Source organism: Stenotrophomonas sp. GQ19 (genome assembly GCF_059758695.1).
The window spans coordinates 49,464-72,553 of the sequence record NZ_JCAXES010000001.1 but is presented as its reverse complement, the minus strand read 5'-3'; the positions used below and the strand labels follow the sequence as shown (position 1 = coordinate 72,553).

18 protein-coding genes are annotated in these 23,090 nt (G+C 65.3%); 3 read left to right on the top strand and 15 right to left on the bottom strand.

Annotation, left to right across the window (positions count from 1 at the left end):
* Positions 1 to 6: 6 nt before the first annotated feature.
* The 15 genes from AC6CHL_RS00310 to ndk form a co-directional block, all read right to left on the bottom strand.
* On the bottom strand, positions 7 to 3,003 hold the full coding sequence (locus AC6CHL_RS00310; RefSeq protein ID WP_498292729.1) for a type I restriction endonuclease subunit R: 2,997 nt from the start codon (positions 3,001 to 3,003) through the stop codon (positions 7 to 9).
* Positions 3,004 to 3,091: 88 nt separating this feature from the next.
* Complete coding sequence (locus tag AC6CHL_RS00305) at positions 3,092 to 3,280, bottom strand: helix-turn-helix domain-containing protein (protein WP_498292727.1); 189 nt, start codon at positions 3,278 to 3,280, stop codon at positions 3,092 to 3,094.
* Positions 3,281 to 3,372: 92 nt separating this feature from the next.
* The gene (locus tag AC6CHL_RS00300; protein ID WP_498292725.1) at positions 3,373 to 3,972 is read right to left on the bottom strand and encodes an integrase domain-containing protein; all 600 of its coding nucleotides are present in this window, start codon (positions 3,970 to 3,972) and stop codon (positions 3,373 to 3,375) included.
* 9 nt (positions 3,973 to 3,981) lie between these two features.
* Positions 3,982 to 5,547, bottom strand: coding sequence for a glutamine-hydrolyzing GMP synthase (guaA, locus tag AC6CHL_RS00295; protein WP_448133488.1), 1,566 nt, complete (start codon positions 5,545 to 5,547; stop codon positions 3,982 to 3,984).
* A 111-nt stretch (positions 5,548 to 5,658) separates the two neighbouring features.
* Complete coding sequence (gene guaB, locus AC6CHL_RS00290; RefSeq protein ID WP_038692289.1) at positions 5,659 to 7,116, bottom strand: IMP dehydrogenase; 1,458 nt, start codon at positions 7,114 to 7,116, stop codon at positions 5,659 to 5,661.
* A 263-nt stretch (positions 7,117 to 7,379) separates the two neighbouring features.
* Entirely contained in the window at positions 7,380 to 8,264 is an 885-nt protein-coding gene (gene folD / locus AC6CHL_RS00285) for a bifunctional methylenetetrahydrofolate dehydrogenase/methenyltetrahydrofolate cyclohydrolase FolD (protein WP_038688770.1), read from the bottom strand.
* Between the two features lie 69 nt (positions 8,265 to 8,333).
* Complete coding sequence (locus AC6CHL_RS00280) at positions 8,334 to 10,160, bottom strand: monovalent cation:proton antiporter-2 (CPA2) family protein (protein WP_038688772.1); 1,827 nt, start codon at positions 10,158 to 10,160, stop codon at positions 8,334 to 8,336.
* A 235-nt stretch (positions 10,161 to 10,395) separates the two neighbouring features.
* Positions 10,396 to 11,535: a molybdopterin-synthase adenylyltransferase MoeB gene (gene moeB / locus AC6CHL_RS00275; RefSeq protein ID WP_498292723.1), complete on the bottom strand. Its 1,140-nt coding sequence runs from the start codon at positions 11,533 to 11,535 to the stop codon at positions 10,396 to 10,398.
* A gap of 138 nt (positions 11,536 to 11,673) precedes the next feature.
* The gene (gene der, locus AC6CHL_RS00270; protein WP_498292721.1) at positions 11,674 to 13,065 is read right to left on the bottom strand and encodes a ribosome biogenesis GTPase Der; all 1,392 of its coding nucleotides are present in this window, start codon (positions 13,063 to 13,065) and stop codon (positions 11,674 to 11,676) included.
* Between the two features lie 12 nt (positions 13,066 to 13,077).
* Positions 13,078 to 14,286, bottom strand: a complete 1,209-nt coding sequence (gene bamB / locus AC6CHL_RS00265) for an outer membrane protein assembly factor BamB (protein ID WP_038688778.1) — start codon at positions 14,284 to 14,286, stop codon at positions 13,078 to 13,080.
* Positions 14,286 to 14,924 (bottom strand): YfgM family protein, encoded by a 639-nt coding sequence (locus AC6CHL_RS00260; protein WP_038688780.1) that lies wholly within the window; start codon positions 14,922 to 14,924, stop codon positions 14,286 to 14,288. The genes bamB and AC6CHL_RS00260 overlap by 1 nt, the downstream gene beginning before the upstream one ends.
* A 58-nt stretch (positions 14,925 to 14,982) precedes the next feature.
* On the bottom strand, positions 14,983 to 15,852 hold the full coding sequence (locus AC6CHL_RS00255) for a RodZ domain-containing protein (protein ID WP_448133481.1): 870 nt from the start codon (positions 15,850 to 15,852) through the stop codon (positions 14,983 to 14,985).
* Positions 15,853 to 15,858: 6 nt separating this feature from the next.
* A complete protein-coding gene (locus AC6CHL_RS00250; RefSeq protein ID WP_038688785.1) occupies positions 15,859 to 16,656 on the bottom strand; it encodes a tetratricopeptide repeat protein in 798 nt (265 codons plus the stop codon).
* Positions 16,643 to 17,848 carry a dual-specificity RNA methyltransferase RlmN gene (rlmN, locus tag AC6CHL_RS00245; RefSeq protein ID WP_038688786.1) on the bottom strand — a complete coding sequence of 402 codons (1,206 nt, stop codon included), beginning with the start codon at positions 17,846 to 17,848 and terminating at the stop codon, positions 16,643 to 16,645. Before rlmN ends, AC6CHL_RS00250 begins: the two co-directional genes overlap by 14 nt.
* Before the next feature lie 10 nt (positions 17,849 to 17,858).
* Positions 17,859 to 18,284, bottom strand: a complete 426-nt coding sequence (gene ndk, locus AC6CHL_RS00240) for a nucleoside-diphosphate kinase (RefSeq protein WP_038688788.1) — start codon at positions 18,282 to 18,284, stop codon at positions 17,859 to 17,861.
* Between the two features lie 321 nt (positions 18,285 to 18,605).
* On the opposite strand from ndk, the gene AC6CHL_RS00235 reads away from it, so the two are divergent.
* The 3 genes from AC6CHL_RS00235 (at position 18,606) to AC6CHL_RS00225 (ending at position 23,057) form a co-directional block, all read left to right on the top strand.
* Positions 18,606 to 19,268, top strand: a complete 663-nt coding sequence (locus AC6CHL_RS00235; RefSeq protein WP_498292718.1) for a TetR/AcrR family transcriptional regulator — start codon at positions 18,606 to 18,608, stop codon at positions 19,266 to 19,268.
* A 75-nt stretch (positions 19,269 to 19,343) separates the two neighbouring features.
* Entirely contained in the window at positions 19,344 to 21,716 is a 2,373-nt protein-coding gene (locus AC6CHL_RS00230) for a 3-hydroxyacyl-CoA dehydrogenase/enoyl-CoA hydratase family protein (protein WP_447593185.1), read from the top strand.
* A gap of 132 nt (positions 21,717 to 21,848) precedes the next feature.
* The gene (locus tag AC6CHL_RS00225) at positions 21,849 to 23,057 is read left to right on the top strand and encodes an acetyl-CoA C-acyltransferase (protein WP_038688794.1); all 1,209 of its coding nucleotides are present in this window, start codon (positions 21,849 to 21,851) and stop codon (positions 23,055 to 23,057) included.
* Positions 23,058 to 23,090 lie beyond the last annotated feature (33 nt).

Below are 23,090 nucleotides of genomic sequence, written 5' to 3'. Positions count from 1 at the left end.
ATTCCTCTACTGCTCATATGCGCTGAGTCCGGAAATCTCTTGCCCTTGCGCCAGTCTGTGCAGCAGCGGCGTCAGTTCTTCCATCAACGCCAATTCCTTCTGCGTGCGTGCTTTCCAACCCAGGTCCAGCGGCGCCATCAGTTCACTCAGCGCGTCGCCATCAAAGATGCGGCGACGCAGCACGCCATCGACAAAGCCTTGAAGAGCATCGGTTGCCAGGCCATGGCGCTTTGCGATGTCGGCGATCACACGTTGCTTCTTCGCGACCTTGAAGCGGTCAAAGCCATTGCGAATGGCATCCTCGTCCAAGGCTTGGCCCACGGGCAGCCCGCGGATGTACTCGGCGATGTCGTCTCGATCGTCGATGAACTTGGCATCGGCCTGGATCAGGCCGATGAGCTGCTCGCGGTTCAAGGTCAGCTTGCCGGGCTTCTGCTGCGTCATGCGGGCAATCAGGCCCATGATGTAGTCGTAGTCGATCACCGCCGAGGCGAAGAGCACGAACTCGAAATCGAGCTGCTGCACTTCGGGAGGGGTGTGGTCGCGATCTTGCTGGGCCTTCAGGCGCTTGGCCGTCTCCAGGTACACGCCCTTGAAGCCCAGCATCTGGTCGGGCGGGGCGATCTGGTTGATCTGCGCCTTCTGCTCTTCCGACAGGTCGGTGTATTGATCCAGCTGCGTTTTGAGGCGCTGCACTTCTTTGAAGAGGTTGACGAACTGGCTGCGCGCAGCGTCACCCTTCAGGTTGGCGACTTCTTCCGGGGCGTTCGTCAGGCCTTGTGACCGCATGAAGTCCGCCAGCTTTTGCGTTGCGGCTTGCAAGGTGTCGATGACCTTGGGCGCCGAGTCCACCAGCCAGATTTCGCGCGGGTTGCCGGTCTTCTCGCCCGAGAACAGCGCGATGGCCTCTTCCACAGGCTTTTGCTGCTGGCGGAAGTCGAGCACATTGCCGTAGGGTTTGCTGTCGTTCAAGACGCGGTTGGTGCGCGAGAACGCTTGGATCAGGCCGTGGTACTTGAGGTTCTTGTCCACGTACAGCGTGTTGAGGTACTTGGAGTCGAAGCCGGTGAGCAGCATGTCCACCACGATGGTGATGTCGATCTTCTGGCTGTGCCGCAGGTCGGCATTCGGGTATTGCTGGTCCTTAATGCGCTTCTGCACGTCCTGGTAGTACAGGTCGAACTCGGCAATGCGGTGGTTCGTGCCGAAGCGCGCGTTGTAGTCGGCCATGATGCGCGTGAGCGCGGCTTTCTTGCCTTCGGGGTCCTGCTGGTTGTCGGCCTTCTCCTGCGGCAGGTCTTCTTGAATCTGCTGAACGTCCTTGTTGCCTTCGGCAGGGGGAGAGAACACGCAGGCCACGTTCAGCGGAAGGAAGCTGTCATCCTCTGACCGCTTTTTGCCCTGCAGTTCCTTGAAGGCCTCGAAATACTCGATGGCGTCATTGATGCTGGCGGTGGCCAGTACGGCATTGAACTTGCGTCCGTTGGTGGCGGCATCGTGCTTGGCCAGGATGGTCTCGATGACCTTGGCCTTCGGCAGCCCCTCACCCGGCTTGGGCGGCTTCTTGCCCTCGGGCTTGAAGAAGTCGATGTGGAACTTCAGGACATTCTGGTCTTCGATGGCGTGCGTGATCGTGTATTCGTGCAGGCAACGCTGGAACAGGTCATCTGTGGTGCGATAGCTGGCCTGCTGGCCTTCGATCTGTACGGCCGTGGCGTTGTCCTTGAAGATCGGAGTGCCGGTGAAGCCGAACAACTGGGCCTTCGGGAAGAACTCCTTGATGGCCTTGTGGTTGTCCCCGAACTGCGAGCGGTGGCACTCGTCGAAGATGAACACCACGCGCTGCTCGCGTAGGGGCTCCAGACGCTGCTTGTAGGTCTCCTGGCCCTGCTTTTCTTTCTGCTTGTTGCGCTTGCTGTTCTCGTCCAGCGCCAAGCCTAGCTTCTGGATGGTGGTGACGATCACTTTGTCGGCGTAGTCGTCGGACAGCAGGCGGCGCACCAGTGCTTCGGTGTTGGTGTTCTCTTCGACGCAGCCTTCCTGGAAGCGGTTGAATTCTTCGCGTGTCTGGCGATCCAGGTCTTTGCGGTCCACCACGAACAGGCACTTGTCGATGTCCGGGTTGTCTTTGAGCAGGGTGGATGCCTTGAACGAAGTCAGCGTCTTGCCCGAGCCGGTGGTGTGCCAGATGTAGCCGTTGCCGCAGTTCTGGTGGATGCACTCCACGATGGCTTTGACTGCATAGATTTGGTACGGCCGCATCATCAGCAGCTTCTGCTCGCTGGCAACCAGCACCATGTAGCGGCTGATCATCTGGCCCAAAGTGCACTTGGCCAAGAACTTGTCGGCGAAGCTGTCGAGCTGGGTGACCTTCTTGTTGTCTTCGCTGGCGAACTGGTAGACCGGCAAGAAGCGCTCATCGGCATTGAAGCTGAAGTGCCGGGCGTTGTTGTTCGCGAAGTACCAGGTGTCGGTGCGGTTGCTGACGATGAAGAGCTGCAAGAAGCACAGCAGGGTTTTTCCATAGCCGTTGCCGGGGTCGCCCTTGTAATCGACGATCTGCTGCATCGCGCGGCGCGGGCTGACCGCCAGCGTCTTCAGTTCGATCTGCACCACCGGCACGCCGTTGATAAGCAGCATCACGTCGTAGCGGTGATGGCTGTTGCCGGTGTTCATGCGCAGCTGGTTGACGACCTCGAAGTCGTTCTTGCACCAGTCCCGAATGTTCACCAAGGTGTAGTTCAGCGGTGTGCCGTCGTCGCGATCGAAGGCATTGATGTTGCGCAGCGTTTGGGCGGCGTTGTAGGCATCGGGCGTGATAATGCTGTCCAGCAAGCGTTGGAACTCGCTGTCGGTCAGACGCACCCGGTTGAGTGCCTCAAATTTGGCGCGAAAGTTGGCCTCTAGCGCAGCACGGTCCCGGATATCTTGGCGATAGGTGTACTTGAGGTCACCAAGCTTGGCGATCAGATCGAGTTCGATTTGTTGTTCTGAGGTCGTCATGACTCTTTTCTCAAGGACCCAAATGGTTTACTAGCGCCATTGCATGGGCGGGTAAAAGCCGTAGTGCTCATGTGTGTTGACTCCCTGACTAAGTGGCACCTTCGTCGGCTCCGCCTGCGCGCACCCACTCGTCCACTTCGGACAACTGAAACTTCCACAGCCGCCCTACGCGGTGCGCTGGTAGGCCCTTCCGCTCTCTCCAGCGATAAACAGTGTCTTTGGCGACACCGAGATGCTGGGCCACGTGTTCTGCAGTCACCCATGGTTCAGTGCTCATGTCGATGGCGCTCTGGAATTATGTTTTAAAGTCGTCTTAAATCGCCCAAAGTCTATCATTGGAATAATGTTTGAGCACCAGCCTAGCCAACCTCAAGCTCCCAGATAGATCGACGTCACAGTCAACCGCTCATGCCCGAGTTCACGGCTGATTTGCTGGCGGGCGTGGCGGTCCACCAAGCGCTGCGACAGACCGAATTGAGCCTTGCCAGGTCCGCCTGCTGCTGGTGACTTCCACCCCGTCAATATTTCATATCGCATCTGTGCATACTGATGCCGCAGCCCATGCATATTGCTAAGCCCCGCAGCCCTGCACTGCCCATCGTAGACGTGCCGCTGCTGGATGTAGGTCTTGTTTGCCGGGATTAGTGATCCTGTGCCCGCCAGGTGGTGTGCTGCCTGGAGCGTATCGCGTTGCGCTGTCGTGGTGATGGGCACAGTTCGCTCCCGACCTCCCTTGGTACACGATCCCTTGAGGGCGATGCGGTCACCTTGATCCGCGTAACTGGGCTGGAACTTGATGACCTCCTCCCGACGCAATCCGAAGGCAGCCTGCAGTTGAAGGCTCATGCGTACGAGGTGGCCGGCAGATTCTGACCTTGCTACAAATCCAGCGCGACGTGCCAAAAGTTTCGAAAAGAGAACACGAGGGCACACACCGCATACAACAAGGGCGCCTCTCGGCGCCCTCATTCTTTCAACTCATTCCCACTCAATAGTAGCCGGCGGCTTCCCCGAGATGTCATAAACCACCCGCGACACCCCCCGCAACTCATTGATGATCCGGTTACTCACCGTACCCAGGAACTCATACGGCAGGTGCGCCCAATGCGCCGTCATGAAGTCGATCGTCTCCACCGCACGCAGCGCAATCACCCACTCATACGCGCGCGCATCACCCACCACGCCCACCGACTTCACCGGCAGGAACACCGCGAACGCCTGGCTGGTCTTGTCGTACAGATCGGCCTTGCGCAGTTCGTCGATGAAGATCGCATCGGCCTTGGCCAGCAGCTCGGCGTATTCGCGCTTCACTTCGCCCAGGATACGCACGCCCAGGCCCGGGCCTGGGAACGGGTGGCGGTAGACCATGCTGCGCGGCAGGCCGAGTTCGACGCCGAGGCGACGCACTTCATCCTTGAACAGCTCGCGCAGCGGCTCCACCAGGCCCAGCTTCATGTGCTCCGGCAGGCCGCCCACGTTGTGGTGGCTCTTGATCACATGCGCCTTGCCGGTCTTGCTGCCGGCCGACTCGATCACATCCGGGTAGATGGTGCCCTGCGCCAACCACTTGGCGTTCTTCAGCTTGGTGGACTCTTCATCGAAGATGTCCACGAACAGGTTGCCGATGATCTTGCGCTTGGCTTCCGGGTCGCTCACGCCTTCGAGCTTGCTGAAATAGCGGTCCGCGGCATTCACGCGGATCACCTTGACGCCCATGTGCTCGGCGAACATCGCCATCACCTGGTCGCCCTCCTGCCAGCGCAGCAGGCCGGTATCGACGAACACGCAGGTCAGCTTGTCGCCGATCGCCTTGTGCAGCAGCGCGGCCACGACCGACGAGTCGACGCCGCCGGACAGGCCCAGGATGACTTCGTCATCGCCCACCAGTTCGCGCACGCGGGCGATCTGGTCGTCGATGATGTTGGCTGCGGTCCACAGGGTTTCGCAGCCGCACACGTCCACCACGAAGCGGCGCAGCAGCGCCTGGCCCTGCAGGGTGTGGGTCACTTCCGGGTGGAACTGCACGCCGTACCAGCGCTTCTCTTCGTTGGCCATCGCGGCCACCGGGATGCGATCGGTCACGGCCGTCACGGTGAAGCCCGGCGGGGCGACGGAGACGTGGTCACCGTGGCTCATCCACACGTTCAACTTCGGCTCGCCGCCGTGGTCGCTCAGGCCCTTGAACAGCGCATCGGGGTGCACGACGTTGACTTCGGCATGGCCGAACTCACGCTGGTCGGCCGCTTCGGTGGCGCCACCGAGCTGGGCGGCCAGGGTCTGCATGCCGTAGCAGATGCCGAAGATCGGCAGCCCGCTGTCGAACACTTCCTGCGGCGCGGCGGGCGCGCCCGGCAGCGTGGTCGATTCCGGGCCACCGGACAGGATGATGCCCTTGGCGCCGAACGCGGCAATCTCAGCCGGGTTGTGGTCCCATGCCCAGATTTCGCAGTACACGCCGAGCTCGCGGATGCGGCGCGCGATCAGCTGGGTGTACTGAGCACCGAAATCGAGGATGAGGATCTTGTCGTTATGGATGTTGGTCATGGCGCCCTGGGCAATGCAGGAAAGAAAACAGGAAACGAATACGAAAACCGGCGGCCGATAGAGAAAGAGGAACGGGAATCAGCTTCCTCGTTCCTCTTTGCTCATGCCGCATCAGGCGCGGTAGTTCGGCGGCTCTTTGGTGATCTGCACGTCGTGGACGTGGCTCTCACGCTGGCCGGCGCCGCTGATCTTGACGAACTTCGGCTTGCTGCGCATGTCTTCGACGGTGCCGCAGCCCACGTAGCCCATGGTGGCGCGCAGGCCGCCCATCAGCTGGTGGATGATGCCGCCGACCGGGCCGCGATACGGCACGCGGCCTTCGATGCCTTCGGGCACCAGCTTGTCGGCGCTGGAGGCGTCCTGGAAGTAGCGGTCCTTGGACCCCTTCTCCATCGCGGCCAGGGAGCCCATGCCACGGTAGCTCTTGTAGGAACGGCCCTGGAACAGCTCGGTTTCGCCGGGCGATTCTTCGGTACCGGCCAGCAGGCCACCGATCATGATGGTCGACGCACCGGCGGCCAGCGCCTTGCCGATGTCACCGGAGTAGCGGATGCCACCGTCGGCAATCAGCGGGATGCGGTCCTGCAGCGCTTCGGCCACCAGGTCGATCGCAGTGATCTGCGGCACGCCGACACCGGCGACCACGCGCGTGGTGCAGATCGAGCCCGGGCCGATGCCGACCTTGACCGCGTCCGCGCCACAGTCCAGCAGCGCCAGCGCGGCTTCGCCGGTGCAGATGTTGCCACCCACGACCTGCACGTTCGGGAAGTTCTTCTTGACCCAGCGCACGCGGTCCAGCACGCCCTGCGAATGGCCGTGCGCGGTGTCCACCACCAGCACGTCCACGCCGGCGGCGACCAGCGCTTCAACGCGGCGATCGGTGTCGCCACCCACGCCCACGGCAGCACCCACCAGCAAACGCGTGGCGGTGTCCTTGGCGGCGTTGGGGTAGTCGGTGTTCTTCTGGATGTCCTTGACGGTGATCAGGCCACGCAGGGCGAAATCATCGTTGACCACCAGGATCTTTTCGATGCGGTTGCGGTGCAGCAGCTGCAGCACTTCTTCCGACGCGGCGCCTTCCTTGACCGTGATCAGGCGATCCTTCTTGGTCATGATGTGGCGGACCGGATCGTCCAGCTCCGTCTCGAAGCGCATGTCACGGTGGGTGACGATGCCGACCAGCTGGCCGCCGCCGTCCACCACCGGCACGCCGGAGATGTTGCGCGCCTGGGTCAGGGCCAGCACGTCGCGGATGGTGGTTTCCGGGCCGACCGTGATCGGGTCGCGGATGACGCCGGCCTCGAACTTCTTGACCTGGGCCACTTCGGCGGCCTGCTGCTCCACGGTCAGGTTCTTGTGGATGATGCCCATGCCACCGAGCTGGGCCATGGCGATGGCCAGGCGTGCTTCGGTGACCGTATCCATGGCCGCGGAGAGGATCGGAAGCTTCAGCCGCAGGTCGCGGGTCAGCCGGGTTTCCAGGCTGACATCCTTGGGCAGGATCGTGGAGTGTGCGGGGACGAGCGAGACGTCGTCGTAGGTGAGAGCTTCAGCCTGGATGCGCAGCATCGGCATACCCGAGATGTGGGGAAGCGCGACATTTTACCCTGATTCGGCCCGCTTGGGCAGGGGGCCGGTGCGACGCTGTGTCGCGCCGGCGAACGGTAGAGCCGACCGTTGGTCGGCTGCCCCCCGGGCGATGCGCCACCGCGCCAACGGCAGCCGACCAACGGTCGGCTCTACCGGGATGGCCGCCGCGGACCGTTGGTCGGCACGGGACCCAGGCCGCATGGGCATCCGGGCGATGCGCCGACCCGGGTCGGCACGGGCGGTCAGACGGCCGCTTCAGCCGCTTCCAGCGTGTTCTGCATCAACGTGGCCACGGTCATCGGCCCTACCCCGCCCGGCACCGGGGTGATCCAGCTGGCCCGCTGAGCCGCGGCCTCGAAGCCGACGTCGCCGACCAGGCGGCCGTCATCCAGGCGGTTGATGCCCACGTCGATCACCACCGCGCCCGGCTTTACCCATTCACCCGGCACGATGCCCGGGCGGCCCACCGCCACCACGAGGATGTCGGCGTCGCGCACGCTGCGCTCCAGCACGTCGCGCGGGGTGAACTTGTGGCAGCTGGTCACGGTGCAGCCGGCAATCAGCAGCTCCAGGCCCATCGGGCGGCCGACATGGTTGCTGACCCCCACGATGGTGGCGTTGCGGCCACGCACCGGCTGGTCGGTATGGCCCAGCAGGGTGACGATGCCGCGCGGGGTGCACGGGCGCAGGCCGAACTCGCGCAGGGCCAGATGGCCCACGTTCTCGGGGTGGAAGCCGTCCACGTCCTTGCGCGGGTCGATGCGGTGGATCAGCCGGCTGGCGTCGGGAATGCCCGGCAGCGGCAGCTGCACCAGGATGCCGTGGATCTTGGGGTCGTTGTTGAGCTGGTCGATGAGCTCAAGCAGCTGGGCCTCGTTGGTGCCGGCCGGCAGGTCGTAATCGAAGGCCTCGATGCCCACCTTCTCGGCGGCACGGCGCTTGTTGCGCACGTACACGGTCGAGGCCGGATCGCCTCCCACCAGCACCACGGCCAAGCCCGGGCGGCTGCCACCGGCGGCCAGGCGGGCATCGACCCGGACCTTCAGGCTGTCCAGCAGGTCTTCGGCGATGCGGCGCCCATCCAGAATACGGGCGGGAACGGCAGGTGCGGGGGTCGGTGAGCTCATCGAGGGCGGCAGGCGGGGGTGGCGGGGACGCCATTGTCCCCGATTAGGCCCGCCCCGCCCACCGGCGCGTCATTCCTCTTCCGGTACTTCGTCGGCGTTGAGCGTGCGTGCCTTGCGCTTGGGCGCGGTGAACGGCGTGGGCGTGGGCACGCCCGGCAGCGCCGTGCCGAACACCATGTGCGCCCCGGCGCGCATGCTGCCGCCGGCCATTTCCAGCTCGAAACGCTCGGCGTCGCGCTCGCGGATCTGCTCGGCGATCTCGCGCGCATCGTCCTGGTCGGCGCCCAGTTCCATCAGGGCGACCTGACCGAACTGCAACGCCGATTCGAAGGTCTCGCGGATCTGGTAGTCCACACCGGCATGGATCAGCCGCAGCGAATGCTCGCGGTCGAACGAACGCACCAGCAGCTTGGCCTGGGGGAACTGATGGGTGACCAGTTCCACGATGCGGTCGGCGTCCTGAGCGTTGTTGACGCACACCGCGATGGCGCGCGCAGAGCCCGCACCGGAGGCGTGCAGCACGTCCAGGCGGGTGCCGTCGCCGTAGTAGATCTTGAAGCCGAAGCGCTCGGCGTTGTGGATCATGTCCACGTCGTTGTCGATGATGGTCACGTCCACATCGCGCGCCAGCAGCGACTGGCTGGCCACCTGACCGAAGCGACCGAAGCCGATCATCAACACGCTGCCGGACAGGCCGTCGGCTTCTTCAACGCCATCCAGCGACACTTCGCGGTCGGGCATCAGCTTGTCGTGCAGCAGCACGAACAGCGGCGTGAGCGCCATCGACAGCACCACGATCGCGGTCAGATTGGCGTTGACCTCCACCCCGATCACGCCGGCCGCTGCGGCCGCGGAAAACAGCACGAACGCGAACTCGCCGCCCTGCGCCATCACCACGCCGCGGTCGAGCGCCTGGCGGTGGTCGCTGCCCATGATGCGCGCCACGATGTAGATGCACACGCCCTTGGCCAGCATCAGCGCGAACACGCCCGACACAATCAGCGGCCAGTTGTTGGCCACCACGGTGAGGTCCAGCGCCATGCCCACGCTGAGGAAGAACAGCCCCAGCAGGATGCCGCGGAACGGCTCGATATCCGCTTCGATCTGGTGGCGGAACGTGGATTCGCTGAGCAGTACGCCGGCCAGGAACGCGCCCATCGCCATCGACAGCCCGCCCAGCTGCATCAGCAGCGCCGCCCCCAGCACCACCAGCAGCGCGGCGGCGGTCATCACTTCGCGCGCCTTGGCCGCGGCCAGGATGCGGAACAGCGGATTGAGCAGGAACCGGCCCACCAGCACCAGGCCGACGATGGCACCGGCACCGATGCCCACGCTGACCCAGCGCGAACTGTCGCCGGCGTCGGCCTGCACGGGGGCCATGAAGGCCACCACGGCCAGCAGCGGCACGATCAGCAGATCTTCGAACAGCAGGATCGAGACGATCTTCTGCCCGGACGGCAAGGCAATGTCGCCGCGCTCGGCCAGCAGCTGCATCACCACCGCGGTGGAGGTCAGCACGAAGCCGAAGGCGCCGATGAAGGCCACGTTGACCGGGAACCCGAACAGCATGCACACGCCCGTCAGCACCGCGCCGCAGACCACGATCTGCAGCGTGCCGAGCCCGAAGATTTCGTTGCGCAGGCCCCACAGGTGCGAGGGCCGCATTTCCAGCCCGATCACGAACAGGAACATCACCACGCCGAGTTCGGCGGTGTGCAGGATCGCCTGCGGGTCGGAGAACCAGCCGAAGCCGAACGGGCCGATGGCCAGGCCGGCGGCGAAATAGCCCAGCACCGAGCCCAGCCCCAGCCGTCGGAACAGCGGCACCATCACCACCGCCGCGCCCAGCAGCGCCACGACTTTCACCAGCTCACTGGCACCTGCTTCGACCGCCATGCGGTTGTTTCCCCGGACTACTTTAGATGGCTCAACGATAGGGCAAAGCGCCGGGCGGCAATAGCATCCATGTTGCGCATGATCGTGCCGAAAACAGAACGATGGGCCGGGTGGCGGCGAGGATCGTCCTGAAATCACGTAGAGCCGGGCTCTGCCCGGCTGGCAGGCAACGTGCGAAATGCAGCCGGGCAGAGCCCGGCGTTACGCGGTCGCCGAAATCAGGCAGCGCCCGGCGTTACGGTCCGCTGCAGAACGCGGCGTAATCGATGTACCCGGGAAACGCTTTCCCCGGCGCGCACAGCGGACAGGCCGGATCGGGGCGCAGCCGGGTCTCACGAAAACGCATGCCCAGTGCATCGAAACTCAGCAGCCGCCCAACCAGCGGCTCGCCCATGCCGAGCAGCAGCTTGAGCACTTCGGTGGCCTGGAGCAACCCGACCATTCCCGGCAACACGCCCAGCACGCCGGCTTCAGAACAGTTGGGCGCGAACTCCGGCGGCGGTGGCTCCGGGAACAGACAGCGGTAGCACGGGGCCTGGCCACGCTGGCGGCCGGCGTCGAACACGCTGACCTGGCCGGTGAAACGCTCGACCGCGCCATACACCAGGGGAATGCGGTGCTGGAGGCAGGCATCGTTGAGCAGGTAGCGCAGCGGGAAGTTGTCCGAGCCGTCCAGCACCACGTCCACCCCGTCCAGCAGTGCATCGACGTTGTCGGCACTGACGCGCACCTGCACGGCGTCCACATCCAGGTGCGGGTTGAGCGCCAACAGGCGTTCGCGCGCCGACAGCACCTTGGGCATGCCGACGCTGGCGTCGGTGTGCAGGATCTGGCGATGCAGGTTGCTGCGCTCGACCACATCGTCATCGGCGATGCGCAGGTGCCCTACCCCGGCCGCTGCCAGATAGAAGGCGGCCGGCGCACCCAGCCCACCGGCACCGAGCACCAGCACACGCGAGGTCAGCAGTGTCTGCTGGCCTGCCACGCCCACCTGGGGCAGCAGCAGGTGGCGCGCGTAGCGCTCGTTGAAGTCGCGCTCGTCGTCGGTCTGCAGCGGCTGCACCACGGGCAGGCCGGCGGCCCGCCAGGCGTTGGTGCCGCCGTCCACGGACGCCAACTGCGTATAGCCCAGGTCGGCCAGGGCGACTGCGGCATCCAGCGAACGCCTGCCGCTCTGGCAGATCAACACCACCTCGCGATCGGTGGCGGGCAGATGCGTAGGCGGCGATGCCAGTAGCTCGCCCTTGGCGATGCCGAGCGCGCCCTCGGCCATGCCGGCGGCACGTTCGTGCGCTTCGCGCACGTCAATGAGCAACGCGCCACGGGCGACGCGTTCGCGTGCCTGGGCGGGGGTGAGTTCGGGGATGGTGCGCATGGCCGGGATTATCGCGTACCGGGGCGCGCGCGGCGGGTTTGTCGCGGTTGCCGGCCAGCGGCCTACTACCGTCGCGTGTGCCCAGCAGCCGGCAGCGCCGCAATGAAAAGAGCCGGCTTTCGCCGGCTCTTCGTTGGGTCACTTGCCCTTGACGTGCTTGATCAGGCGCCGTTTGCGCTTGACCTGACGTTCGGTGAGCACGTTCTTCTTGCCTTCATAGGGGTTCACACCCTCACGGAAGATGAACTGCACCGGGGTACCGACCAGTTTGAAACGCCTCCGGAAGAAGTTCTCCAGGTAGCGCTTGTACGACTCCGGCAGGTCCTTCAGGCGCGTGCCGTGCACGATGAAGGTCGGCGGGTTGGAGCCGCCCGGATGCACGTAACGCAGCTTGGACACGTGACCACGGATCGCCGGCGGCGGGTTGGTCTCGTAGGCCACTTCCAGCGCCTTGTTGACTTCGCTGGTACTGAACTCATGCGTCGCCGAGGCATGCGCGGCGTGGATGCAGCGGAACAGCTCGCGCAGGCCCGAGCCATGCTTGGCCGAGATGCGCACCACTTCGGCCCACGGCACGAAGCCGAGCTTGCGCGACACCAGGGCTTCGGCCTGCTCGCGCTGGTAGTCGGTGAGGCCATCCCACTTGTTGATCGCCACGACCAACGCACGGCCGGCATCGAGCACCGCACCCAGCACGCTGGCGTCCTGGTCGGTCACGCCTTCGGACGCGTCCAGCATCAGCACGGCCACCTGGCACTGCTCGATCGCCTGCAGCGTCTTGATCACGCTGAACTTCTCGACCACCTCCTCCACGCGCGCCTTGCGACGCAGGCCTGCGGTGTCGATCAGGCGGTACTCGCGACCGTCGCGCTCCATGTCCACCGCGATCGAGTCGCGGGTGGTACCGGGCACTTCGGAGGCGATCATGCGCTCTTCGCCCAGCAGGCGATTGACCAGCGTCGACTTGCCCACGTTGGGGCGGCCAACGAAGGCAATGCGGATGCGGTTCGGATCGGTGTCGAGGGTCTCGGTGGTGCCCTCTTCAGGCAGCCGCTCCACGACTTCGTCCAGCAGATCGTCCAGACCCTGGCGGTGCGCGGCCGACACGGTCAGCATTTCGCCGAAGCCGTAACGGGCGAACTCCGAACGCACCGTGTCTTCGTTCATGCCGTCGATCTTGTTGATCAACAGCAACGTCGGACGCGCCAGCTTGCGCAGCCAGGACAGGATCTCGTCGTCCATCGGGCCCTCACGGGCATCGACCACGAACAGGATCAGATCCGCCTCGGCGGCGGCAGCGCGGGCCTGGCGGGCAGTAGCGCCGGCCAAACCTTCTTCTTCACCGGCGATACCGCCGGTATCGACCACCAGGAACGGGTGGTCTTCGTTAAGACGACAAACACCGTAATTACGGTCCCGGGTCACGCCGGGCTGGTCATGGACCAGCGCGTCGCGCGTACGGGTAAACGCATTGAACAGCGTGGACTTGCCGACATTCGGCCGTCCAACCAGGGCGACCAAGGGCAGCATCGCGGTAACTCCTTATTGTGCCAACCGGAATGCGGTCAGCTTTCCATCAACGTTCTGCACCAGCAGAATCCCATCAGCGGTTACCGGCTGCGCCAGGAGCGCGTCACCGCCACTCTTGGCGCGAGCGGCAAGCTCGCCATTATCTGTCCGCAACCAGTGCAGGTAGCCCTTGTAGTCGCCTACAACGACGTAGTCGCCCTGCACCGCCGGCCCGGTCAGCGAGCGGCGCGCCAAGGCGGTCTGCGACCACATCGCGCTGCCACTGCTCTTGTCCAGGCCGAACACGCCACCCTTGTTGTCGGTGACAAACACATTGCCCGAGGTCAGGGCCACGCCACCGGCGCCGCCATGATCACGCGACCACAGCGGACGGCCCGTCGGGCCTTCGATCGCCATGGTCTGGTTCTTGAAGCTGCCCACGAACAGCGTATTGCCTTCCAGCACCGGGGCGCCGTCCACGTCGGACATACGCTCCAGTTCGGTACGGCCTTCGCCGTTGGCGACCATCTGGTCCCACACGGTGCGGCCGTCGGTCATCGCCAGGGCCGACACGCTGCCATCATCGTTGCCGACGAACAGCACGCCCGGGCCAGCCACCACGGCGGCATTGCCGCGCACGGTCAGCGCCGGCAGCTCACGCGGGTTGAACCAGCGCTGGGTGCCGTTCTCGGCATCCAGGGCGGTCACGCGACCGTCGTTGCTGCGCACGAACACCATGCCCTGGGCGATTGCCGGGGCGGCGATCACTTCGCCGGGCACCTTGGCGCGCCACTTCTCGGCGCCGTCTTCGGCACCCAGAGCGATCACCTGGCCGTCCAGCGTCCCGATCACCACCAGGCCGCCACCCACGCCGGGGCCACCGGAGAGGCGCAGCTTGGGCTTCTTCTTTTCCTTGGCCGGCTCCCAGGTCCAGACCTTCTTGCCGGTCTGCAGATCGATGGCATGCACGCCGCCGTAAATGGCGGCCGCATACACGCGGCCGTCGGCCACGGTCGGGCCCTGGCGGACGCCGATGCGCTTCTCGCCCTTGCCGACGTTCACGCTCCAGAGCCGGTCGACCTTGGCGGTCGGCTCGAACTTCACCAGTTCAGCCGGCTCCAATGCCTTCTTGGCCGCTGCATCCTTGCCGGCGAACCACCCCTTGACGGTGGTGCAACCGGACAACGCCACGCCCAGCAGAACCAGGGTGGCAACGCGCTTGATCATGACCATATGCTTCATTACACCGACTCCGCAGCATCGGTGACGGTGCCACCGGCATCCATCACTTTGGTTTCAAGCAGGCGCCGCTGCGGCGCTGCCACGTCCAGCGTCTTGAGCGCCTTCTCATACTGTTGCCGGGCGGCATCACGCTTGCCCTGCGCCATCAGTGCATCGCCATGGATTTCCAGGCTGGCACTGTCGCTGGCGGTGCCAAGCGCCTTGATCGCATCGTCGGTCTTGCCGGTGGCCAGCAACAGGCGCGCGATGCGCTGCTCGATGACCGGCTGGAATTCCGGGTCGGCCTTGATCGCGCGCAGCGTTGCCAGCGCGTCTTCGTTCTTGCCTGCCTCGACCTGGGCCTTGGCCAGCTGCAGCGCCGCCAGGTCCGAGTAAATGTTGGCCTTGCCGTCGTCGAGCGCCTTCACGCCCTTGGCCGCCTGGGCCAGATCCTTGTCCTGCAGGTGCTTGAGCACTGCCTGGTACTGGACGTTGGCGCCGGCCAGCTGGTTGCTGTGGTCCTTCTGCCACCATTGCCAACCGGCGATGCCGCCGATTGCGATCGCCACGCCGGCGAGGATGCTGACACCATTCTTCCGCAGCCAGCCGCGGACGCGTTCACTTTGTTCGTGCTCGTCGAGCAGGTCGTCGATCGCCATGCGTACTCTCGCCCCGCCCGTAAGGAGGAGCTGTTTGAATTGGATTGGGAAACGCGACTCAGTGCGGAACTGGGGCCACGGAGCCGTCAGAGGATACCGTAAAGCGTGCCACGTTGGCTCGCTGGTACGGCGAAAGATCGACGATAGTGCCGGCCTGCTGAACCTCGACCGCCGACGCATTGCCCAGCACCATGCGGCCTACCTGGCCCGGCGTGAAGCTGCGCGCTTCGCCGGATTTGATCAGCGCCTTTTCCACGGTACTGCCGTCGGGGGCGGCGATATCGACCCAGCTGTCGCCTTTGAACTGCAGGTTGAGCGCGCCGGTCGGCACCGCTGCGGTGGCCGCCGGGCGCGGCACCGGGGTCAGCGACGCCAGGTAAGGCGCCGAAGGGGTGCCGGTGGTGGCACTGGTGGGTGCCGGCGCCGCCGGGGTCGCCTCGGCCGGAACGGCACCGCCGCCCACCGGAACGGCCGCCGGGATCACATCCAGCGACGCGGTATTGGGCGTGTTGGCGCTGCCGTCGAAGTGGCCCCGGGTGGCAAACCAGACCGGAACGGCCAGCACGGCCGTGATGCCCACATAGAGCACACGGCGGCCGAGGCTCTCGGCAATGCGCCTGGCCCGCGGGGTATGGGTGTGGCTGACCAGCTGCGGCGGCACCACCGGCCCGATCCGGGCCTGTTCCAGCACGTCGCCCAGATCGATCTTCAGCAGGCGCGCATAGCTGCGCAACTGGCCGCGCACGAACACCGGGGCGCCCAGGCGGTCCCACTGCTCGGCTTCCAGCGACTTCACCACCTGCACCGGCATGTGCAACTGCTGCCCTACCGCTTCAAGCGTCAGCCCTGCCGCTTCGCGCGCCTGGCGGAGACGGACCCCACAGCCGGCAGCGGCATCAAAAGCGTTCACAGTCTGGTCATCAATCACAATGCTTCAACCCCGGGAATTAGGAGCCGCATCCTGCGGAAATTCGTCGCGAATTCGCTGCAGATAGCGACCGGATGCAACCGTGTCACCCAACTGCGCCTCGATTTCAGAGGCAAGTTGTAACACGGAACGTGTGGCCGGTGCAGCCGCAAGACGACGTTGGGAGAAGGCGCGCGCCTCGAAATAGCGGCCTTGGGCGTACTCGCTGCGCGCCATCGACTCCAGCGCATAGGCGTTGCCCGGCTCAACCTGCAGGGCGGCACGCAGGTCGCGGGCGGCCCGTTCGGACTGGCCCGCCTCCAGCGCACAGCCACCGGCATTGGCCAGCGCCGAGGCCGGTGTGGCATAGCCCGGCGCAGCAAGCGCGCGGTCAAACCAGACCAGCGACTCGGCGGCGCGGCCATGTGTACATAGCCAGGCGCCATAATTGTTGAGCACATCGCCGCGTTCGGGCGCCAGTTCGGCCGCCTTGCGGTAGAGCCCGCCCGCAGCGACATCTTCGCCGCGCCGGGCCGCCAGGGTGGCCAGCATCAGATAGGCCTCTGGCCGGTCGCCGTCCAGCTTGAGCGCCGAACGGGCGTTTTTCTCCGCCGCTGCCAGCGAGCCGGATTGATAGGCCCGGTCGGCCAGCGTCATCTGGTCCTGGTAATTGAACCGGCGACGCGTTGCCGCGTTGTCGCGGACCTCATACGTGGGGGCTACCCCCAGCGCGGAGGCGGGGGGCTTCATGCCTTGTTTGCCGCAGCCGACCAATGCCAGCGCGATGAAAACAACGGCTGGCAATCGGAAATCAGGCAGCGGCATCCCGGCTTTTCCCATCCTGGAGTGTCTTGTTGAACTCGGCCTGGCGACGCGTGCGGTCCATCACCTGGCCCTTGAGCTGGCCACAGGCGGCGTCGATGTCGTCGCCGCGGGTGCGTCGGACCATCGTCAGGACCTGCGAATCCAGCAGGATCTTCTGGAAAGCACGGATCTCGGTGTCACCGGAGCGCTCGTAGCGGGTGCCCGGGAACGGATTGAAGGGAATCAGGTTGACCTTGCCCGCGTGCGACGTCTGCACGGCGTTGTCGAACTGGCGCATCAGCCGCGCCAGCTGGCGGGCGTGTTCGGGCTGGTCGTTGATGCCCTTCATCAGGGTGTATTCGAAGGTGACCGATTCGCGGCGCTTGTTGGCGCGCAGGTAGCGTGCGCACGAGGCCATCAGCTCGACGATCGGGTACTTCTTGTTGAGCGGCACGAGGGTCTCGCGCAGCGCATCGTTGGGCGCATGCAGCGACACCGCCAGCGACACGTCGCTCTCGGCGGACAACCGGTCGATCTGCGGCACCAGGCCGGAGGTGGACAGGGTCACGCGCTTGTTGGCCAGGCCGTAGCCCAGATCGTCGCGCATCACGCTCATGGCGCGCACGACGTTGTCGAAATTCATCAACGGCTCGCCCATGCCCATCATCACCACGTTGGTGAGACGACGCTGCTTGTGCGGGATGTTGCCCAGATGCCGCGCCGCCACCCACACCTGGCCGATGATCTCGGCGGTGGACAGGTTGCGGTTGAAGCCCTGGGTGGCGGTCGAACAGAACGTGCAGTTCAGCGCACAGCCGACCTGCGAGGACACGCACAGCGTGCCGCGGTTCTTGTCCGGGATGTAGACCGCCTCGATGGCGTTCTTGCCATCGTTGCCCATCGCCAGCAGCCACTTGTGGGTGCCGTCGTTGGAGGGTTTGTCGAACACGATGTTCGGGACCAGGACCTCGGCGTGCTGCTTGAGCTTGGCGCGCAGCGCCTTGCCCAGGTCGGTCATCTCGTCGAAATCGGTGACGTAGTGATGGTGGATCCACTTCATCACCTGGTGGGCACGGTAGCGCGCTTCGCCGAGTGTCTCGGCGAAGAAGCGCTCCAGACCCTCGCGATCGAGGTCGAGCAGGTTCTGCTTGGCCACAGCCACGCTCGGGATGAGCACGGATGGGATGGCGGTTGGCTGTACGACCTCGTTCACGGCATCACTCTCAGCGCGAGACGACTTCGGTCGCGGCGAAGAAGTAGGCGATTTCGATCGCGGCATTCTCAACCGAGTCCGAGCCGTGGGCGGCATTGGCATCGATGGATTCAGCGAAGTCGGCGCGGATGGTGCCCGCAGCGGCTTCCTTCGGATTGGTGGCGCCCAGCAGGTCGCGGTGGGCCAGGACGGCGTTGTCGCCTTCCAGGGCCTGGATCATCACCGGGCCGGAGATCATGAACTCGACCAGCGCGTTGAAGAACGGGCGCTCGCGGTGCACGGCGTAGAAGCCTTCGGCTTCACGGCGCGACAGCTGCTTGTACTTGGCGGCGACGACCTTCAGGCCGGCCTTTTCGAAGCGGGCGTAGATTTCACCGATGACGTTCTTGGCGACGGCGTCCGGCTTGATGATGGAAAGGGTGCGCTCCAGCGCCATGGGAATTCTCCGTTGGGCGGGCCACTGATCGGCCCGAGAGTAACATGAAAAAAACCCGCGTCGAAACGCGGGCTTAGCCTGATATACGTGAGGCAATTCTAACGTGTAACCCGCCCCCGCGGTAGTGCCGGCCGCTGGCCGGCAACCCCATGAACCCCAAGCGACGCGCCCCCGTTCAGCTGTCTTGGGTTGCCGGCCAGCGGCCGGCACTACCCCCGGGGCAGATGAACGAACCCCTCCCTCCATTGTGCGCCGCACAATGCGCCCGCGCAGCCCCGGGTCTAATATCAAACAATCGTTTGATTGAACCCTGCCCGACCCATGGCCAAGCCCGCACATTTCTCCACCAAGGACCGCATTCTCGGCGCTGCCGAGGAGCTGTTCGCGCAGCATGGCTTCGCCGGGACCTCGCTTCGCCAGGTCACCAGCCAGGCCGATGTGAACATCGCGGCGGTCAACTACCACTTCGGCTCCAAGGAAAACCTGGTCAATGAGGTGTTCCGTCGGCGCATGGACGAGATGACCACCGCCCGCCTGGCCCAGCTGGACAGCGCCCGCCGCGAGCACCCCGGCCAGCTGCGCCCGGTGCTGGCCGCCTTTGTCGAGCCGGCGCTGGCGATGGCCCAGGACCGCCAGACCGGGGGCGCCTTCGTCCGTGTGATCGCCCGCGCCTACGCGGAAAAGAACGACAACCTGCGCAAGTTCCTGTCCGACCACTACGGCCACGTGCTGCGCGACTTCGGCAAGGCCATCGCGGGCTGCGTGCCGGAGTTGAGCAAGGAAGAGCTGTATTGGCGGCTGGACTTCCTGGCCGGCTCGCTGACCTATGCGATGGCCGACTTCGGCCTGATCAAGCGACCCGCCGGTGTCACCGAAGCGGCGCATCGTGCCCATGCCGCCCGCGAATTGATCCACTTCGCCGAAGCCGGTTTCCGCGCCAGCGCGGTCACCGACGCTCCGTCGATCTCCATTTCCACCCCGTAGAGCCGGGCTCTGCCCACTGAACCCTCCGTAGAGCCGGGCCCTGCCCGGCTGCCAGACCAACAAAGGCTTATCGACATGTCCAATTCCCTGCTAGTCCGCCGCGCCGCCGTGTTGGGTGCCGGCGTCATGGGTGCCCAGATTGCGGCCCACCTGACCAACGCCGGCGTCGACACCGTGCTGTTCGATCTTCCCGCCAAGGAAGGTCCGGCCGATGGCATCGTGCTCAAGGCAATCGCCAACCTGGGCAAGCTCAGCCCTGCCCCGCTGGCCAGCAAGTCCTACGCCGAGGCGATCACCCCGGCCAACTACGAGACCGGCCTGGAGCAGCTCAAGGACTGCGACCTGATCATCGAAGCCATCGCCGAACGGATGGACTGGAAGCAGGACCTGTACAAGAAGATCGCCCCGTTCGTGGCCGACCACGCCGTGCTGGCCTCCAACACCTCGGGCCTGGGCATCAACAAGCTCGCCGACGTGCTGCCCGAGCAGCTGCGCCACCGCTTCTGCGGCGTGCATTTCTTCAACCCGCCGCGCTACATGCACCTGGCCGAGCTGATCCCGGCCAGCACCACCGACGCGGCCGTGCTGGAAGGCCTGGAAGCGTTCCTGGTCACCACGCTGGGCAAGGGCGTGGTGTACGCCAAGGACACCCCGAACTTCATCGGCAACCGCATCGGCGTGTTCTCGATCCTGTCCACCATCCACCACACCCAGGAATTCGGCCTGGGCTTCGATGAAGTGGACGGCCTGACCGGTCCGCTGGTCGGCCGCCCGAAGTCGGCCACCTACCGCACCTCCGACGTGGTCGGCCTGGACACCATGGCGCACGTGATCAAGACCATGGGCGACACCCTGCCCAACGATCCGTGGCATGAATTCTTCAAGTCGCCGAAGTGGCTGGACGCGCTGATTTCCAAGGGCGCACTCGGCCAGAAGACCGGTGCCGGCATCTTCCGCAAGGTCGGCAAGGACATCGTGGTGCTGGACCTGGAGAAGCAGGACTACCGCCCTGCCGACCGCACCGCCGCACCGGAAGTGGTCGAGATCCTGAAGATCAAGAACCCGGCCGAAAAGTTCGCCAAGCTGCGCGAAAGCCAGCACCCGCAGGCGCAGTTCCTGTGGGCGACGTTCCGTGACCTGTTCCACTACAGCGCCTACCACCTGGCCGACATTGCCGAAACCGCGCGCGACGTTGACCTGGCGATCCGCTGGGGCTACGGCTGGTCGCTGGGCCCGTTCGAAACCTGGCAGGCCGCCGGCTGGAAGCAGGTGGCGCAGTGGATCGCTGATGACATCGTGGCCGGCAAGAGCATGAGCAACGCTCCGCTGCCCGATTGGGTGTTCGACGGCCGCGACGGCGTGCATGCCGCCGAAGGCAGCTACAGCCCGACCCGCAACGCCAAGCTGCCGCGTTCGGCGCTGCCGGTGTACCAGCGCCAGCGCTTCCCGGATCCGCTGTTGGGCGAGAAGTTCGCTCCGGGCGAAACCGTGTTCGAGAACGACGGCGTGCGCATGTGGCATGACGGCGACGGTATCGCAGTGGTCAGCTTCAAGACCAAGATGAACACCGTCTCCGACCACGTGCTCAACGGCCTGCAGGAAGCGATCAAGCGCGCCGAGCAGGACTACAAGGGCCTGGTGATCTGGCAGCAGAAGGAGCCCTTCTCCGCCGGTGCCGATCTGGCCGGCGCGCTCGGCCTGCTGCAGGCCGGCAAGGTCGACCAGTTCGAAGAGATGGTGCACAACTTCCAGCGCACCAGCCAGGCCATCAAGTACTCGCTGGTGCCGGTGGTGACCGCGGTCCGCGGCCTGGCCCTGGGCGGCGGCTGCGAGTTCCAGATGCACAGCGCCAAGAGCGTGGCTGCGCTGGAAAGCTACATCGGCCTGGTCGAGGCCGGCGTCGGCCTGCTGCCGGCCGGTGGCGGCCTGAAGGAACTGGCCGTGCGCGCCTCGCAGGCTGCAGGCCCGGGCGGTGACGTGTTCGCCGAACTGAAGAAGACCTTTGAAACCGTGGCCATGGCCAAGGTCTCCAACTCGGCGGTCAACGCCAAGGAACTGGGCCTGATGCGTGCCACCGACAAGGTGGTGTTCAACAGCTTCGAAGCGCTGCATATCGCCAAGGCCGAAGTGCTGGCGCTGGCCGAAGGCGGCTACCGTCCGCCGATGCCGGCCCGCCGCATCCAGGTGGCCGGCGACGTGGGCATCGCCACCTTCAAGATGATGCTGGTCAACATGCTGGAAGGCCGTTTCATCAGCCCGTACGACTACGAGATCGCCGTGCGCATCGCCACCGTGCTGTGCGGTGGCGAAGTGGACCGCGGCACGCTGGTCGACGAAGAGTGGCTGCTGACCCTGGAACGCAAGCACTTCGTCGAACTGGCCCAGCAGGAAAAGACCCAGGCCCGCATCGCGCACATGCTCAAGACCGGCAAGCCGCTGCGCAACTGATGGCGCGCCGGGCGCGACGGCCCCCCGTCCGCGCCCGGTAGGTGCCGACCGTTGGTCGGCACACCTGTCCGCTTCTGGTAGGTGCCGACCGTTGGTCGGCACTCCGGCTAAAAATCTAGAGAGATCACTGCAATGACCAAGCAAATCCAGGACGCCTACATCGTCGCCGCCACCCGCACCCCGGTGGGCAAGGCGCCCAAGGGCGTGTTCCGCAACACCCGTCCCGACGACATGCTGGCCCACGTGCTCCGCTCCGTGGTCGCACAGGCGCCGGGCATCGACCTCAACCGCATCGATGACGCCATCATCGGCTGCGCGATGCCGGAAGCCGAGCAGGGCATGAACGTGGCCCGCATCGGCGTGCTGCTGGCCGGCCTGCCCGACACCATCGCCGCGCAGACGGTGAACCGCTTCTGCTCCTCCGGCCTGCAGGCCGTGGCCATGGCCGCCGACCAGATCCGCCTGGGCAATTCGGACCTGATGCTGGCCGGCGGCACCGAGTCGATGTCGATGGTGCCGATGATGGGCAACAAGATCGCCATGGCACCGAGCGTGTTCGACAACGACCACGTCGCCATCGCCTACGGCATGGGCATCACCGCCGAGAAGGTCGCTGAAGAGTGGAAGGTCTCGCGCGAGGAGCAGGACGCCTTCGCACTGGCCTCGCACCAGAAGGCCATCGCCGCGATCCAGAACGGCGACTTCAAGGACGAGATCAGCCCCTACGACGTGCGCACCCGCCAGCCGGACCTGGCCGACGGCCGCCGCATCATCACCCGCGACACGGTCGTCGATACCGACGAAGGCCCGCGCCTGGATTCGTCCGCTGAAGGCCTGGCCAAGCTGCGCCCGGTGTTCCGCAACGGCCAGTTCGGCGGCACCGTCACGGCGGGCAACTCCTCGCAGATGAGCGATGGCGCCGGTGCGGTGCTGCTGGCCTCCGAGCAGGCGATCAAGGATTACGGCCTGACCCCGCTGGCGCGCTTCGTCAGCTTCTCGGTCGCCGGCGTGCGCCCGGAAGTGATGGGCATCGGCCCGATCGCCGCGATCCCCAAGGCGCTCAAGCAGGCCGGCCTGACCCAGGACCAGCTGGACTGGATCGAGCTCAACGAAGCCTTTGCCGCGCAGTCGCTGGCGGTGATCCGCGATTGCGGCCTGGACCCGTCCAAGGTCAACCCGCTGGGCGGCGCCATCGCCCTGGGCCACCCGCTGGGCGCGACCGGCGCGATCCGCACCGCCACGCTGCTGCACGGCCTGCGCCGTCGCCAGCAGAAGTACGGCATGGTGACCATGTGCATCGGCACCGGCATGGGCGCGGCGGGTATCTTCGAGTCGCTGTGATGTAGCGGGCGGTGCCGGCTCCAGGGCCGGCAC